Raw genomic sequence first — 14,606 nt, 5'->3', positions numbered from 1 at the left:
TCGCGCGATGTCTGACGATCCGATTCGCCGCACCGGCCTGCGCCCCCGTTTCTGGGAGCGGTTCAAACTGTCCCAGCTGACCCCGCACGAGTGGGAAGCCCTGTGCGACGGCTGCGGCAAGTGCTGCCTGAACAAGCTGGAAGACCCCGACACCGGCGAGGTGGCCTTCACCCGTGTCGCCTGCCGGTTGCTGGACGATCAGACCTGCCGCTGCGCGCAATACGACATCCGCCGGCAATTCGTGCCGGAATGCGTGTTCCTGACCCCGCAGACGCTGGCCAAGAACGCCTACTGGATGCCTTCAACCTGCGCTTACCGGCTGCTGCAGCAGGGCGACCCCTTGCCCGACTGGCATCCGCTGGTGTCGGGGCGCGCGGACTCGGTGCATGAGGCCGGCCAATCGGTGCGCGGCTGGACGGTGCCGGAATTCGAAGTCGATGAAGACGATTGGGAAGACCATATTATCGAGGATCTCTGATGTATTTTGCATCCGACAACGCCGGCCCCGCCCATCCCGCGGTGCTGGAGGCCCTGGGCCGCGCCAATGAGGGCTACGTTTCCGGCTATGGCGCCGACCCGCTGACCGCGCAGGTGGTGGAAACAATCCGCCAGGTGTTCGAGGCCCCCGACGCCGCCGTCTATCTTGTGGGCACCGGCACTGCCGCGAACGCCCTGGCGCTGTCGGTGCTGGGCCAGCCCTGGCAGACCGTGTTCTGCGCCGAAGCCGCCCATGTGGATGAAGACGAATGCGGCGCGCCCGAGTTTTTCACCGGCGGCGCCAAGCTGACACTGGTCGACGCGCCGCGGGGCAAGATCCGGTCCGAAGCACTGGCGGCGGCGCTGGAGAAGGCGGGCAAGCGGGGGGTGCACGGGGTGCAGCCCGGACCGCTGACCCTGACGCAGGCCACCGAATCCGGCACCGTCTACACGCTGGCCGAACTGGCTGAGCTGACCGCGATGGCCCGTGCCCGCGGCCTGCCGGTGCATCTGGACGGCGCGCGCTTTGCCAATGCGCTGGAACATCTGGGCTGCACCCCGGCCGAGATGACCTGGAAGGCAGGCATCCACGCGGTCAGCTTCGGCGGCACCAAGAACGGCTTGCTGGGGGTCGAGGCGGTGATCTTCTTCGATCCCGCCCATGCCTGGGAATTCGAATTGCGGCGCAAGCGCGGCGCGCATCTGTTTTCCAAGCATCGCTATCTGGCTGCACAGATGCAGGCTTATCTTGAGGATGACCTGTGGCGCGACCTGGCGCGGCGGGCCAATGCCTCGGCCCGCGATCTGGCCGACCGGTTGCACCAAGTGCCGGGGGTCGAGATCTGTTTTCCGGTGCAGACCAACACCGTATTCGCTCGCTGGCCCCGCGCCTGGCACCGCCACCTTTTAAACGCCGGGGCGCATTACTATCTGTGGGACGGCACGCTGGACGGCGGTCCCGAGGACGCGCCCCTGATGGCGCGGCTGGTGTGCGACTGGTCGCTGCCACCCGAGGCCGTGGCCACCTTTGTTTCGCAGTTTCCGGCCTGACCGGACGTTCGCGCGAAACTTTCTTCCGATTGTCTTGACTCGGGTCGGCGCGCTCTCTATCTCCGTCTCGTTATCACTCACCACGACCGAGTGATAATACGGAAACTAACTGAGCAAGGAGCCTCAGAGATGGCATTCAAACCGCTTCATGACCGCGTTCTGGTGCGTCGCGTCGAATCCGATGAAAAGACCGCAGGCGGCCTGATCATTCCCGATAGCGCCAAAGAAAAGCCGGCCGAAGCCGTTGTTGTCGCTTGTGGCGAAGGCGCCCGCAAGGACAGCGGTGAGCTGATCCCGATGGCTGTCAGCGAAGGCGACAAGGTTCTGTTCGGCAAATGGTCGGGCACCGAAGTCACCGTCGACGGCGAAGAGCTGTTGATCATGAAGGAAAGCGACATCCTGGGCATCATCGCCTAAGCGGATCGCTTCCGGGCCGCCCGGCCCGACCTTCCCAACCTATTCCATTAAGGAGCAAGACACATGGCTGCAAAAGACGTTAAGTTTAGCGCTGACGCCCGTTCCCGCATGCTGAAGGGCGTCAACGTCCTGGCCGACGCCGTGAAAGTGACCCTGGGCCCGAAAGGCCGCAACGTGGTTCTGGACAAGTCGTTCGGATCGCCGCGCATCACCAAGGACGGTGTTTCGGTCGCCAAGGAAATCGAACTGGAAGACAAGTTCGAGAACATGGGCGCCCAGATGGTTCGCGAAGTTGCCTCGCGCACGAATGACGAAGCCGGCGATGGCACCACCACCGCCACCGTTCTGGCGCAAGCCATCGTCAAGGAAGGCCTCAAGCAGGTTGCTGCCGGTCTGAACCCGATGGACCTGAAGCGCGGTATCGACCTGGCGACCTCGAAGGTCGTCGAGCAGATCAAGGCCGCGTCGCGCGTCGTCAAGGACAGCGATGAAGTTGCCCAGGTCGGCACCATCTCGGCCAACGGCGAGCCCGAAATCGGCCGCCAGATCGCTGACGCGATGCAGAAGGTCGGCAACGAGGGTGTCATCACCGTCGAAGAGAACAAGGGCCTGGAAACCGAAACTGATGTCGTCGAAGGCATGCAGTTCGACCGTGGCTACCTGTCGCCCTACTTCGTCACCAACCCGGACAAGATGATCGCCGAGCTGGAAGACTGCATGATCCTGCTGCACGAGAAGAAACTCTCGTCGCTGCAGCCGATGGTGCCGCTGCTGGAATCCGTGATCCAGTCGCAGAAGCCGCTGCTGATCATTGCCGAGGACGTGGAAGGCGAAGCGCTGGCCACCCTCGTGGTCAACAAGCTGCGCGGCGGTCTGAAGATCGCAGCCGTCAAGGCGCCTGGTTTCGGCGATCGCCGCAAGGCCATGCTGCAGGACATCGCGATCCTGACCGGCGGCCAGGTGATCTCGGAAGATCTGGGCATGAAGCTCGAGAATGTCACCATGGACATGCTGGGCACCGCCAAGAAGATCCAGATCACCAAGGACGAGACCACCATCGTCGACGGCCATGGCGAGAAAGCCGAGATCGAAGCACGGGTCAGCCAGATCCGTCAGCAGATCGAGGAAACCACCAGCGACTACGACCGCGAGAAACTGCAAGAGCGCGTGGCCAAACTGGCTGGTGGCGTTGCCGTGATCCGCGTCGGTGGCATGACCGAAGTGGAAGTGAAAGAGCGCAAGGATCGCGTCGATGACGCCCTGAACGCAACCCGCGCTGCTGTGCAGGAAGGTGTTGTCGTGGGCGGCGGTGTCGCGCTGGTTCAGGCGGGCAAGGCTCTGGCCGACCTCAAGGGCGCCAACAGCGACCAGGACGCCGGTATCTCGATCGTTCGCAAGGCCATCGAAGCGCCGCTGCGCCAGATCGCCGAGAACGCCGGTGTTGACGGTGCCGTGGTTGCCGGGAAAGTCCGCGAAAGCGACGACCCGACCTTCGGCTTCAACGCGCAGACCGAAGAATATGGCGACATGTTCACCTTCGGCGTGATCGATCCGGCCAAAGTGGTGCGGACCGCTCTGGAAGACGCCGCGTCGATTGCTGGTCTGCTGATCACCACCGAGGCCATGGTTGCCGACATCCCCGCCAAAGAAGGCGCGGGCGGTGGCGGCATGCCCGACATGGGCGGCATGGGCGGCATGATGTAAGCTCTGCCCATCGCAGTGATTGAGAAGGGGGTCGCCATGTGCGGCCCCCTTTTTCGTGCCGGGCGGTCTGTCCTGCCCGAGGGGAGCCAACGAATGACATCTTCGACACCGGGCCGTCATGTCCCGTAAGGATCCCCGCCGCGCCATCGCGCTGAGCTTGCCGCCGGATGTATGGCACGCGGTGCGCGCCCATCGCCGCCCCGGATCGCCCCGGCGGCTGATGGATACGGTGCGGGTGCTGGTCGAGGCGGGCCTGCGCCAGCCGCCCGTTGCGCCCAAGCCCCCGGCATTGCCGCAGGTGCCCTGCCGCGCCCTGCAACTGCCGCGCTCCGCCTGCGTGCGGGTCGCCACGCTGGCCCGCGACTGGGACCTGTCCCCGGCGCATGTGGTCTGCATCCTGATCCAGCAGGCTTTGACGGCGGAAAACCGAACACAACCCTTGTCACGGGGCTGACATCGGCCTCATGTGATAGACTGCAAGTCAATTGTTGCGGAGGCATTCGATGCTCAAACCCCTTGTCATTTCTTCCCTTGCCCTTCTGATCGCCGGGTCGGCCTTTGCGCAGGACAGCCAGAGCTTCAGTCTGGGCGGCGACACCTATACCGCCGGGCGCGTGGTCAACCAGACCACCCCGGTCACCGCTGACCTGTTCGCGGCAGGCGAGCGGATTTCGGTCACCGCGCCGGTGGGCGGCAGTCTGCATTCCGCCGGGCGCAGCCTGCGTCTGGACGCCCCGGTCGAGGGCGCGGCCTATGCGGCGGGCTATGTCATCGACCTGGCTGGCCCGGTGGCCGGATCGGCCAGCCTGACCGCGGCCGAGATCACCGTGTCGGGCAGTATTGGCGGTAACCTGCGGGCCATGGCCTCGGAGATAGTGCTGAGCGGGGATATCGGCGGGGCTGCCCTGATCGCGGCGGCGGATCTGCAACTGGACGGCGCCATTGCGGGTGACGCGGTGATAACCGTCGATTCGGTGTCCTTCGGCAGCGGCGCGCGCGTCGGGGGCTCCCTGACACTCTATGCCGACGACCCGGACGAGATCACGGTGCCCACCTCGGTCGCCAGCGAAGACCGGGTCAGCATCCGCGATATCGAGGATCACCCCGACATCCAGGCCCCCGTGGACATGCGCGAGATGGCCGGTGAAGGCTTTGGTGCCATGCTGCGCAGCTTCCTCGTTGGCGTGGTGATAGTGGCGCTGGCTGCAGCGCTGGCGGTGGCGGTGGCACCTGACCGCGTGGCGGCGGTGCGGATGCGGGCGCTGGCCGCACCGGGGCGGTCGATCCTGGCCGGGTTCGTCGCCATGTCGGCCCTGATCGGCGCGGTTCTGGTGCTGGCCATGACCCTGGTCGGGCTGCTTCTGGTGCCCGTGGCCATTGCCCTGACCGCGCTGCTGATCGCGGCCGGATACGTGGCGGGCAGCTATGTTCTGGGTGTAGGCCTGTGGCAACTGGCGGGCCGCGAGATCCCCGGCGGGGTCGCCGAAAAGGCCGGGCTGGCCGCCCTGGGCGCGTTGATTGCCGGGCTGGTGGCGCTGATCCCGGTGCTGGGTTGGCTCAGCTGGTTCGCGCTGGTCTTCCTTGGTCTGGGCGCAATGATGGCCCCGCTTTTTGCCCGGCTCAGCCGCCTCGGGGCCGCCCGCTGATGAGCTGGACCCTGCGGGTGTTGTCAAAGCCGCGCCCGTGGGGTTCTATCTCGATCACAGAAGATTGGACTGTCCCCCGATGATCAAGATCCGCCCGGCCACCGAGGCCGACCACACCAACATTTCGGTGCTTGTCGTAAGCGTGTTCCGGCAACGCAACGAGGCGCAGCTGATCCAGGGCTTGCGCGACGGCGGCCATGTGGCGCTGGAACTGGTGGCCGAGGATGAGGGCGGGCTGGTGGCCCATATCTGCCTGTCGCGCCTGTCGTCGCCCGAGGGCTGGCTGGCACTGGCCCCGCTCAGCGTGCGTGCCGAGGCGCAGGGCGGCGGCATCGGGTCGGAACTGGTCCGCTATGCCGCCGATGCCGCCCGGCAGGCCCGCTTCAAGGCCATTGTGGTGGTCGGCGATCCGGACTTCTATGCCAAATTCGGCTTCGTGTTCGAAGGACCGGCAGAGCTTACGACGCCCTATCCCGCACAATACACCGGCCTGTATCCCATTGCCCCGCAAACCGCAGGGGCCGAGGCGGTGCTGGTCTATCCCGACCCGTTCGCGCAAGTCTGATGGGCCGTCTTGCCGCCCTTGTGGCCCTGACCATGCTGGCCTTCGCGGCCAATTCGGTGCTGAACCGCATGGCCCTGAGCGACGCCGGGATGGGGCCGGCCAGTTTCGCCGCCATCCGCACCGGGGCCGGGGCCGTCACGCTGGGCCTGCTGGTGATGGTCAATGGCGGCTGGTCGCGGCTGCGCCCGCGCTTCAGCGCCGCAAATGCGCTGGCTCTGACCGCCTATATGCTGGGATTCTCTTTTGCCTATGTCACCTTGGATACCGGGTTCGGGGCGCTGATCCTGTTCGGCGGCGTACAGATTACCATGTTCGCGGGCAGCGTTCTTGGCGGCGACCGCATTGCCGCGCAACGTTGGCTGGGGGCCGGCACCGCCTTTGCCGGGCTGGTCTGGCTGCTCTGGCCCGGCGGGGCCGCGGCCCCCTCGCTGATGGGGGCTGCCCTGATGGCCGTGGCGGCGGTGGGCTGGGGCATCTATTCGCTGCGCGGACGCGGGGCGGGGGATCCGCTGGCCAGCACCGCGGCAAGCTTTCTTCTGGCCGCCCTGCCCGCCGGGCTGGTGGTGCTGGCGCTGCCCGACGCGGTGACCGCACCCGGCGTGGTGCTGGCCGTGGTGTCTGGGGCCGTGACCTCGGGGCTGGGCTATGCCCTGTGGTACGCCGTTCTGCCTCGGCTGACCGCTTCGGCGGCGGGGGTGGTGCAACTGACCGTGCCGGTGATCGCCATGGCCGGGGGAGCGCTGTTGCTGGCCGAACCGGTGACGCTGCGGCTGCTGGCGGCCTCGGTGCTGGTGCTGGGCGGTGTCGGGCTGGCGATCACCGCGCCATCGGTTCCAGCGCGCCGGGGCTGATCTCGGGCCGGGGCGGGCCAAAGGCCAGGTCAGGCAGGATGTCGGGCTTGAAGCGCAGGCGCGACAGGTCATCGGGCGTCGCCAGGCACCGTTGCGTCACCACGCCCGCTGGATCGGTCCAGGGCGCCAACGGGTCGCCCGACAGGATGCGGGCGCGGAAGAACAATTCCACCTGGTGAAACCCCGTCGCGGCGTTGTGAAATTCCGAGACGTGGCAGATGCCGCCGGGATCGACGACCAACCCGGTTTCCTCCTGCACCTCGCGCCGCAGGGTCTCGGTCAGGGAATGTCCGGTCTCGACCCCGCCGCCGGGCAGGCACCACAGGTCGCTTTGCCCATCGGGGAAGGCGTTGACCAGCAGGACGGCGCCGCGATGCAGGAGGATCGCGCGGGCGGCAAGGCGGGGTGGTGACATGTCCTCTGCCTAGCGGGTCGGACCGGCTTGGGAAAGGGCTTGATCCGCCGCCGCCGCCGGGGCAGGGGAGGGCCATGACGGGGATCGCGATGAATTTCACCGGGGCCGAGGTGCTGTGGAACGGGAAGATGCAGGCCCGTGATTTCGGCATTGGATCCGGAAGCATCATGGACTCGGCACAGGATGCCCGGGGCGTCGACCTGCGCGGCTGGCGCGTTCTGCCGGGGATCGTGGACCTTCACGGCGACGGGTTCGAACGCCATGTAGCCGCCCGTCGGGGTGGGGTGCCGGACATGGGCGACGGGATTGTGGCCTTCGAGGCCGAACTGGCCGCCAATGGAATCACCACCGCCGTGATGGCGCAGTTCTACAGCTGGGAAGGCGGGTTGCGGTCGCCGCAGGCGGCGGAACGGCTGGTGGCGACCTGGCAGGCCGAGGCGCCGGCGCTGGCCACCGATCTGCGCCTGCAACTGCGGCTGGAGACGCATTTCCTTGAGGCCTTCGCGGACGCAGAAGAGCTGATTGACCGGGCCGGGATCACCTATGTGGGGCTGAACGATCACTTGCCACATGACCGTCTGGCAGCGGGACGCACACCGCCACGGCTGACCGGCACCGCGTTGAAAAGCGGGCGGTCGCCGCAGGCGCATCTGGCGCTGATGCAGCAGTTGCACGGGCAGGCCGATGCCGTGCCCGCCGCGCTGGACGGTCTGTGCAAACGCCTGTCGGGCAAGGGAATTATGCTGGCCAGCCATGACGACGCCACGGCGCAGGCGCGCCACGCCTACCGGGCGCGCGGCGTGCGGATTGCCGAGTTTCCCGAAACCCTCGCGGCCGCGACCGAGGCCCGCGTCGGGGGCGATGGCATCGTGCTGGGCGCCCCTAACGTGGTGCGCGGGGCCAGCCATGCGGGCAAGGCCAGCGCGCGGGAATTGATTGCGCAGGGACTGTGCGATGCGCTGGCCTCGGACTATCACTATCCGGCGCTGCGCAAGGCGGTCTGGGCGCTGGTGGACTATGGCATCCTGCCCTTCGATGCGGCCTGGGCGCTGGTGTCAGAAGGGCCGGCGCGGCTTCTGGGGCTGGAGGATCGCGGCGTGATCGCGCCCGGAAAGCGGGCTGATCTGGTGATCGTCGATCCGGCCAGCGGGCGGGTGGGTGCGACCATTGCCGCAGGGCGGCTGACCTATCTGACCGGGCCGCTGGCGGCGCGGTTTCTGGCCTAGCCGACGCTGAGAAGCAGCCGCACCAAGGCGGTTTGCGCGTTCACCCCGGTTTTCTCGTACAGCCGCGACAGATGCGTGCGGGCGGTGTTGATGCTGATCCCGAGGGCGGTGGCGACCTCCGGCAGACTGTCGCCGTCGGCGATGTGCCTTGCCACCCGAAGCTGGCCATCCGACAGGCCGAAGACCGCCTGCGCCACCGTAAGACGGCGGTCCAGATCCGCGTCGCCATCGAGTTGAAGATATGTAGTGGAGTCGCGGACCGAGAGCCGCGCCACCGCCACCCCGCCCTCGTCGGTCTGGCCCAGAACCGCGGGGAAACACACTGGCCCGCCGTTTTCCTCGGCGAAGCGGTAGACCTCGAAGAACCCGTGGTAGGCGGCGGCGCGGGTGAAGGCCTGTTGCAGGGTCCGGTCCCAATCCAGCCGGTGGGCGCGGACCTTGCCGGAGGACACCGTGAAATACGGGTGGGTTTTCAGCACCTTCAGTGCCCGGTCGCAGGCCCAGACGATCTGGCCCGTGCCGTCAACCGCCACCGAAAGCGCGCTGCGGGCACCGTTGTCGCGGCGCAGGTAGACCGAGGAATAGACGATCTTCCAGCCCTCGGGCTGCCGTTCCAGGATGCGCGTCTCGAAGGTTTCCTCGGTCTCGCCATTGCGCGTCAGCGCCCATCCGTCGAACACGGCCCAGGCGATGTTGCCTTCCACGGAAATCCGGTGGCCGTCTTGCCGGAAGTCGGTTTTCTGACAGGCCAACCCGTCCTCGAACACCCTTTTCATGTTGGCGCAGATGTCGGACCAGCCCGACAGGACATTCAGCCCCGCGAAGGGAGAGCCATAGATGTCGCGTGTACGGGGGCTGTGCACCCAACATCTGGCCCAGCGGTCGTGGTCCTGCGCGAGAAACGCCAGCGTTTCCTCGCGGATCGCGGCGATGATGGCCGCGTCCTCGGCAGTGTGCCCGGTCTGCGGGTGCGATGCGCGGGAAGCCAGGGTCATGACGGCCATGTTAGACGGCGCTGCGCGGGTGCGCCATGCCCCTGCGCGGGGCCGGTGTTCTGGCCCGGCGCAGATGCGCCAGCAGAGACCGGGCCATGCAGGTCAGGCGCAGCAGACCTTCATGGCCGTGACGGTCGTAGAAGGCGTCGATGTCGCGTTGTGACGGTGCGCTGTCGGGACGGGCGGGGGCGGCAAGATATAGGACGGGGTCCATGACGGGGTCCTCCTGTGGAGTTTGGGTCTCCACCACAGGATGGCGCAAAAGCTGCGCGGGGCTTGTCATGCGATGTGACCACAGGGCCCGAAAACCGGGGCTGGAACGTGTCTGGAAAAGGTATGGCTGGCGTATGGCTGTGGGACCAGCCGTCTCAGCCCGTCACCACCCGGTTCACATGGCCCATCTTGCGGCCCGGCCGCGCTTCGGCCTTGCCATAGAGATGCAGGGCGGCGGTGGGGTCGGTGGCGATCTCGGGCCAGCGGTCGGCTTCGGCGCCGATCAGGTTTTCCATCACCACGTCGGAATGGCGCGACCCGTCGCCCAGCGGCCAGCCCGCCACGGCGCGGATGTGCTGTTCGAACTGATCGACCACGCAGCCGTTCTGGGTCCAGTGGCCGGAGTTGTGGACGCGCGGCGCGATCTCGTTGACCACCAGCCCGCCGGGGGTCACGAAAAGCTCCACCCCCATGACGCCAACGTAATCTAGGGCGTTCAGGATGCGGCCCGCCAGAAGCACCGCATCGGTGCGCTGGGCGGTGGACAGGCGCGCGGGCACGGTGGTGGTGCGCAGGATGCCGCCTTCGTGCAGGTTTTCGCCCGGATCGAAACAGGCGACGGCCCCGTCCAGCGCGCGGGCGCCGATGACCGAGACCTCATGGGTGAAGTCGACGAAGCCTTCCAGGATCGCCGGGGCGCCGGCCATGGCGTCCAGCGCAGCGGCGGCCTCACCGGCCTCCATGATCCGCGCCTGTCCCTTGCCGTCATAGCCGAAGCGGCGGGTCTTCAGGATCGACGGCGCACCGATGGTCCCCAGCGCGGCCTCAAGATCGGCGGCGCTGTCCACGGCTGCGAAGGGGGCGACGGTCAGGCCGAGATCCTGAAGAAAGGTCTTTTCGGTCATCCGGTCCTGCGACACCGCCAGCGCCTTGCGGGTGGGGCGGATCGGGCGATGCGCCTCCAGCAGGTCCAGCGCCGAGGTCGGGATGTTCTCGAACTCATAGGTGACCACATCCACCGATGCCGCGAAGGCGTCCAATGCTGCCGCGTCGTCATAGGCGGCCACCGTTGTGCGGTCGGCCACCTGTTCGGCGGGGCCGCCGGGGGCGGGATCGTAGATGTGGGTCTTCAGACCCAGACGGGCCGCGGCAAGGGCCAGCATCCGGCCCAGCTGACCGCCGCCGAGAATGCCGATGGTGGCGCCGGGGCGCAGCGCTTCAGTCATCGACCGGCTCCTCGGGGATCGAGGCTGAGAGCGCGTCACGCCACGCCTCCAACCGACCGGCCAGGTCGGAATCGCTGACCGCAAGAATCGCGGCGGCCATCAGGCCCGCATTGGCAGCCCCGGCGGCACCGATGGCCATGGTGGCCACGGGAAAGCCCTTGGGCATCTGGACGATGGAATAGAGCGAATCGACGCCGTTGAGGGCGCGGGTCTGCACCGGCACGCCAATCACCGGCACGCGGGTTTTCGAGGCCACCATGCCCGGCAGATGGGCGGCACCACCAGCCCCGGCGATGATCGCGCTGAGCCCCCGGTCGGCGGCAGATTTGCCATAGGTCCATAGCCGGTCCGGGGTGCGGTGCGCCGAAACGATCTTGGTTTCGAAGGGCACGCCCAGTTCGGTCAGGATCTTCGCCGCTTCCTTCATGGTGGGCCAATCCGACTGGCTGCCCATGATGATGCCGACCTTGGGTTGTGTCATGTGGTGTCCCCGCGCGTTCTGACCCCGGTTGCAGGGCCGCGACTATACTGACTGCGGTGCGGGGTGCAATCGCCCTTGCAAGGCACGCACGGGATGCCAAACGGGGGCGGGCGGCGTCAGGCGATGATGTCGGGCAGCAACTCGTCCTCGATCTTCTGGATCCGGTCTTTCAGTTGCAGTTTCTGCTTCTTCAGGCGGCGCAGGGTCAGGTGATCGCCGCGCGACGAGGTTTCCAGCGCATGAATGGCCTCGTCAAGGTCGCGGTGTTCGCGCCTGAGCACTTCAAGCTTTACCCGCAAGACCTCGTTATGCGTCATCTCGCCGAAAGCGTTCATCTGTTGCCTGTCCTGCGAAATTTCCGAGACCTGAGACATACCCAAGAAACGCGGTTGTGAAAAGACGCTGCCCGCCGGTGACTTGCAACAGGCCGGGGCTGCGCCCATATTTGCATCACGCCGCCGCTTGCGGGGCAATCGCACAGTCGCTTATTGCAAGGACGTGTCCATGACAAAACTGACTTTGGGAACGCATCCGTTCCTTCTGGGATTCGAACAGCTGGAACGTCTGGTGGAACACACCGCCAAGACCGGCAACGACGGATACCCGCCCTACAACATCGAACAAACCTCGGAAACATCCTATCGGATCACCCTGGCTGTGGCCGGGTTCCGCGAGGAGGATCTGGCCATCACCGTGGAAAACCGCCAGCTGGTGGTGCGCGGCCGACAGGCCGAGGATTGCAACGACCGCACCTATCTGCACCGCGGCATCGCCGCACGCCAGTTCCAGCGCAGTTTCGTGCTGGCCGACGGGGTCGAGGTCGACGGCGCGGGTATGGAAAATGGCCTGCTGCACATCGACCTGAAACGCTCGGCCCCCGAAACCGTGTTGCAACGCATCAAGATCAGCACCGGAGATCCGTCATGAACACGCCGCATCCCCTTGCCCTGTCCGACGAGGGCATCGTCTATATCCGCCCGGTGGCGGTAAAGGATCTGCCCGACGAGCTGCGCGCCCAGGTGGGCAGCGAGACCGAAATGTTCGCGGTGCATGCGGCCAATGGCGACCGGCTGGCACTGGTCAGCAATCGCCACATGGCCTTTGCACTGGCGCGGCAGAACCACATGCAGCCGGTGAACGTCCACTAGGGCGCGACCGCCCCTCCCTGTAAATCAGTTCTGCAGGCGTGGCCCGGTGTTTCGCGGGCTGCGCCATTCGCTGTCGCTGTCCACCTTCGGACCGTCGCCCTCGATCTCGCCGATATAGTCTTGAAACGGGGCGATCAGCCTGAGCGGGTTGTCGTCGATGGTCAGGGGGATCTCGCCGCCGCGATCCAGCTCCTCGATCGGGGGCAGGTCGCAGCCGTGCAGGCAGAAGGATTCGGACGGCACGATGGAGGCGGCGCGCGCCGGTCCGGCAAGGCCCAGCGTCAGGCACAGCGCCGACAGCAGCGCCCTGCCACGCACGCGTGCCGGGGGACGAGCCTTATGAGCGTTGATAGACCGCATGTCGGTTCGGGCTAGCCTCGTTGGTGGCGGGCGGGTCCAACCGACTCCGGCCGCGTGTCCGCGTCAAGCACTCGCCCGGTTCAGCCGTCGGCCTCGGCAAGGAAACGCTCGGCCTCCAGCGCGGCCATGCAGCCCATGCCGGCGCTGGTAACCGCCTGGCGATAGATGTGATCGGTCAGATCGCCCGCCGCAAACACGCCGGGGATCGACGTGGCGGTGCTGTCGGGCTGGGTGACCACATAGCCTCCCATATGGGTATCCAACTGATCCTTGACCAGTTCTGACGCCGGGGCGTGACCGATTGCCACGAAGAAGCCCTTGCAGGGCACCTCGGTGATCTCGCCGGTCTTGACGTGTTTGGCGCGCACCGCTTCGACGCCCAGCGGATCCTTGGTGCCGACGACTTCCTCGATGCCGTGATCCCAGAGGATCTCGACCTTGTCGTTCTTGAACAGCCGGTCCTGCAGGATCTTCTCGGCGCGCAGGCTGTCGCGGCGGTGGATCAGCGTGACCTTCGAGGCGAAATTGGTCAGGAACAGCGCCTCTTCCACGGCGGTGTTGCCGCCGCCGACGACGACGACCTCCTGCCCGCGATAGAAGAAGCCGTCACAGGTGGCGCAGGCCGAGACGCCGAAGCCCTGGAATTTCTGCTCGGACGGCAGGCCCAGCCATTTGGCCTGCGCCCCGGTGGCAAGGATCAGCGCGTCGGCAGTATAGGTGGTGCCGCTGTCGCCCTGCGCGGTGAAGGGGCGTTTGGACAGATCGACCGAAGTGATGATGTCCGCCACGATCTCGGTCCCGGTGTCGCGGGCGTGGGCTTCCATCTTCACCATCAGGTCGGGGCCCTGGATCGTGGAATCGCCCGGCCAGTTTTCCACGTCGGTGGTGATGGTCAGCTGACCGCCGGGCTGGATGCCCTGGACCAGCACCGGTTCCAGCATCGCGCGCGACGCATAAACCGCCGCCGTATAGCCCGCAGGCCCGGACCCGATGATGAGAACCCTGCTGTGTTTGGTGTCGGCCATGCCCTGTCTCCGCTTTGCTGCCCGGCAGCATATAGTTGGGGCGGCGGGCCGAAGGAACCCCCAACAAGCCGCGGCTTTGGCTGCCGGAATTTTTAAAGTTTCCTGAAATCTGGCCGAAGTTTGGCGAAATATTATTGCGCCCGTATTCCCAAGGCTCTAAGTTCCGGGCAACCAGGGAGTATCTGATGTCCGCTTCGAAACTTGACCCGATCGATCGCAAGATCCTTGCCGAACTGCAAGCGGACGGACGCATGACCAATGTCGAATTGGCCAAGCGCGTCGGCATTTCGGCCCCGCCCTGCCTGCGCCGGATGCGCACGCTGGAAGAAGCCGGGTTCATCCGGGGCTATCACGCCCAGGTGGATGGCCGCGAATTGGGCTTCGAAGTGCAGGTCTTTGCCATGGTCGGTTTGAAATCGCAGGCCGAATCCGACCTGTCGGCCTTCGAGCAGAAATGCCGGTCCTGGCCGCTGGTGCGCGAGTGCCACATGCTGAACGGTGAGGTCGATTTCATCCTGAAATGCGTGGCGCCTGACCTGAGCACCTTCCAGTCGTTCCTGACCGGCGAACTGACCGCCGCCGACAATGTGGCCAGCGTCAAGACATCGCTGGTGATCCGGGCCGCCAAGGAAGAACCCGGCGTGCCCTTCGAAGTGCTGGAACACCGGTTGAGCCAATCCGCCTGACCGGGCTGGCGCCTTGGTCGGCGCACCCTGTCGGCAAGCCCTGCGTCTGAAAGAACGGGGCCCGCCCAACCGGGGTTGGACGGGCCGTGCCAAAACACTGGCGAGACACACTTGAAATACC

At 66.3% G+C, this 14,606-nt stretch carries 20 protein-coding genes; 12 read left to right on the top strand and 8 right to left on the bottom strand.

The window, feature by feature from the left end:
* Positions 1–7 precede the first annotated feature (7 nt).
* From AB0T83_RS04380 to AB0T83_RS04345, 8 genes are all read left to right on the top strand, one after another.
* Positions 8–478 (top strand): YcgN family cysteine cluster protein, encoded by a 471-nt coding sequence (locus AB0T83_RS04380; protein WP_366191828.1) that lies wholly within the window; start codon positions 8–10, stop codon positions 476–478.
* Positions 478–1,527: a threonine aldolase family protein gene (locus AB0T83_RS04375; RefSeq protein ID WP_366191827.1), complete on the top strand. Its 1,050-nt coding sequence runs from the start codon at positions 478–480 to the stop codon at positions 1,525–1,527. Before AB0T83_RS04380 ends, AB0T83_RS04375 begins: the two co-directional genes overlap by 1 nt.
* Positions 1,528–1,656: 129 nt before the next feature.
* On the top strand, positions 1,657–1,944 hold the full coding sequence (locus AB0T83_RS04370; RefSeq protein ID WP_366191826.1) for a co-chaperone GroES: 288 nt from the start codon (positions 1,657–1,659) through the stop codon (positions 1,942–1,944).
* A 63-nt stretch (positions 1,945–2,007) separates the two neighbouring features.
* Positions 2,008–3,648: a chaperonin GroEL gene (groL, locus tag AB0T83_RS04365; RefSeq protein WP_366191825.1), complete on the top strand. Its 1,641-nt coding sequence runs from the start codon at positions 2,008–2,010 to the stop codon at positions 3,646–3,648.
* A gap of 118 nt (positions 3,649–3,766) precedes the next feature.
* Positions 3,767–4,102, top strand: coding sequence for a hypothetical protein (locus AB0T83_RS04360; protein WP_366191824.1), 336 nt, complete (start codon positions 3,767–3,769; stop codon positions 4,100–4,102).
* Between the two features lie 49 nt (positions 4,103–4,151).
* Positions 4,152–5,294: a DUF8173 domain-containing protein gene (locus AB0T83_RS04355; RefSeq protein ID WP_366191823.1), complete on the top strand. Its 1,143-nt coding sequence runs from the start codon at positions 4,152–4,154 to the stop codon at positions 5,292–5,294.
* 79 nt (positions 5,295–5,373) lie between these two features.
* Positions 5,374–5,859, top strand: a complete 486-nt coding sequence (locus AB0T83_RS04350; protein ID WP_366191822.1) for a GNAT family N-acetyltransferase — start codon at positions 5,374–5,376, stop codon at positions 5,857–5,859.
* Positions 5,859–6,710: a DMT family transporter gene (locus AB0T83_RS04345; RefSeq protein ID WP_366191821.1), complete on the top strand. Its 852-nt coding sequence runs from the start codon at positions 5,859–5,861 to the stop codon at positions 6,708–6,710. Before AB0T83_RS04350 ends, AB0T83_RS04345 begins: the two co-directional genes overlap by 1 nt.
* On the opposite strand, the gene AB0T83_RS04340 is transcribed toward AB0T83_RS04345, so the two are convergent.
* Entirely contained in the window at positions 6,676–7,125 is a 450-nt protein-coding gene (locus tag AB0T83_RS04340) for an NUDIX domain-containing protein (protein ID WP_366191820.1), read from the bottom strand. The two genes, AB0T83_RS04345 and AB0T83_RS04340, sit on opposite strands and share 35 nt — an antisense overlap.
* Positions 7,126–7,199: 74 nt before the next feature.
* Between AB0T83_RS04340 and AB0T83_RS04335 the strand changes: the two genes are divergently transcribed.
* Positions 7,200–8,351 carry an alpha-D-ribose 1-methylphosphonate 5-triphosphate diphosphatase gene (locus AB0T83_RS04335; RefSeq protein WP_366191819.1) on the top strand — a complete coding sequence of 384 codons (1,152 nt, stop codon included), beginning with the start codon at positions 7,200–7,202 and terminating at the stop codon, positions 8,349–8,351.
* Here the strand turns inward: AB0T83_RS04335 and AB0T83_RS04330 are convergent.
* The 5 genes from AB0T83_RS04330 to AB0T83_RS04310 form a co-directional block, all read right to left on the bottom strand.
* Positions 8,348–9,355 carry a LuxR C-terminal-related transcriptional regulator gene (locus AB0T83_RS04330; RefSeq protein WP_366191818.1) on the bottom strand — a complete coding sequence of 336 codons (1,008 nt, stop codon included), beginning with the start codon at positions 9,353–9,355 and terminating at the stop codon, positions 8,348–8,350. The two genes, AB0T83_RS04335 and AB0T83_RS04330, sit on opposite strands and share 4 nt — an antisense overlap.
* A 1-nt stretch (position 9,356) precedes the next feature.
* Entirely contained in the window at positions 9,357–9,560 is a 204-nt protein-coding gene (locus AB0T83_RS04325) for a hypothetical protein (RefSeq protein WP_366191817.1), read from the bottom strand.
* Between the two features lie 154 nt (positions 9,561–9,714).
* Positions 9,715–10,785 carry a 5-(carboxyamino)imidazole ribonucleotide synthase gene (locus tag AB0T83_RS04320; protein WP_366191816.1) on the bottom strand — a complete coding sequence of 357 codons (1,071 nt, stop codon included), beginning with the start codon at positions 10,783–10,785 and terminating at the stop codon, positions 9,715–9,717.
* The gene (purE, locus tag AB0T83_RS04315; RefSeq protein WP_366191815.1) at positions 10,778–11,266 is read right to left on the bottom strand and encodes a 5-(carboxyamino)imidazole ribonucleotide mutase; all 489 of its coding nucleotides are present in this window, start codon (positions 11,264–11,266) and stop codon (positions 10,778–10,780) included. The genes AB0T83_RS04320 and purE overlap by 8 nt, the downstream gene beginning before the upstream one ends.
* A 116-nt stretch (positions 11,267–11,382) precedes the next feature.
* Complete coding sequence (locus AB0T83_RS04310; RefSeq protein ID WP_366191814.1) at positions 11,383–11,601, bottom strand: YdcH family protein; 219 nt, start codon at positions 11,599–11,601, stop codon at positions 11,383–11,385.
* A 169-nt stretch (positions 11,602–11,770) separates the two neighbouring features.
* Between AB0T83_RS04310 and AB0T83_RS04305 the strand changes: the two genes are divergently transcribed.
* Together AB0T83_RS04305 and AB0T83_RS04300 are read left to right on the top strand one after the other, a co-directional pair.
* A complete protein-coding gene (locus tag AB0T83_RS04305; RefSeq protein ID WP_366191813.1) occupies positions 11,771–12,193 on the top strand; it encodes an Hsp20 family protein in 423 nt (140 codons plus the stop codon).
* Positions 12,190–12,414 carry a DUF1150 family protein gene (locus tag AB0T83_RS04300; protein WP_366191812.1) on the top strand — a complete coding sequence of 75 codons (225 nt, stop codon included), beginning with the start codon at positions 12,190–12,192 and terminating at the stop codon, positions 12,412–12,414. The genes AB0T83_RS04305 and AB0T83_RS04300 overlap by 4 nt, the downstream gene beginning before the upstream one ends.
* A gap of 24 nt (positions 12,415–12,438) precedes the next feature.
* Here the strand turns inward: AB0T83_RS04300 and AB0T83_RS04295 are convergent, their stop codons facing one another.
* Complete coding sequence (locus AB0T83_RS04295; protein ID WP_366191811.1) at positions 12,439–12,732, bottom strand: hypothetical protein; 294 nt, start codon at positions 12,730–12,732, stop codon at positions 12,439–12,441.
* A gap of 122 nt (positions 12,733–12,854) precedes the next feature.
* Entirely contained in the window at positions 12,855–13,799 is a 945-nt protein-coding gene (trxB, locus tag AB0T83_RS04290; RefSeq protein WP_366191810.1) for a thioredoxin-disulfide reductase, read from the bottom strand.
* 185 nt (positions 13,800–13,984) lie between these two features.
* Between trxB and AB0T83_RS04285 the strand changes: the two genes are divergently transcribed.
* Complete coding sequence (locus tag AB0T83_RS04285; protein WP_366191809.1) at positions 13,985–14,485, top strand: Lrp/AsnC family transcriptional regulator; 501 nt, start codon at positions 13,985–13,987, stop codon at positions 14,483–14,485.
* Positions 14,486–14,606 lie beyond the last annotated feature (121 nt).

Source organism: Meridianimarinicoccus marinus (assembly GCF_040689105.1).
Taxonomy (GTDB): domain Bacteria; phylum Pseudomonadota; class Alphaproteobacteria; order Rhodobacterales; family Rhodobacteraceae; genus Meridianimarinicoccus; species Meridianimarinicoccus marinus.
Note: the sequence above shows the minus strand (reverse complement) of the source record. Positions and strands in the feature narration are given on the sequence as shown.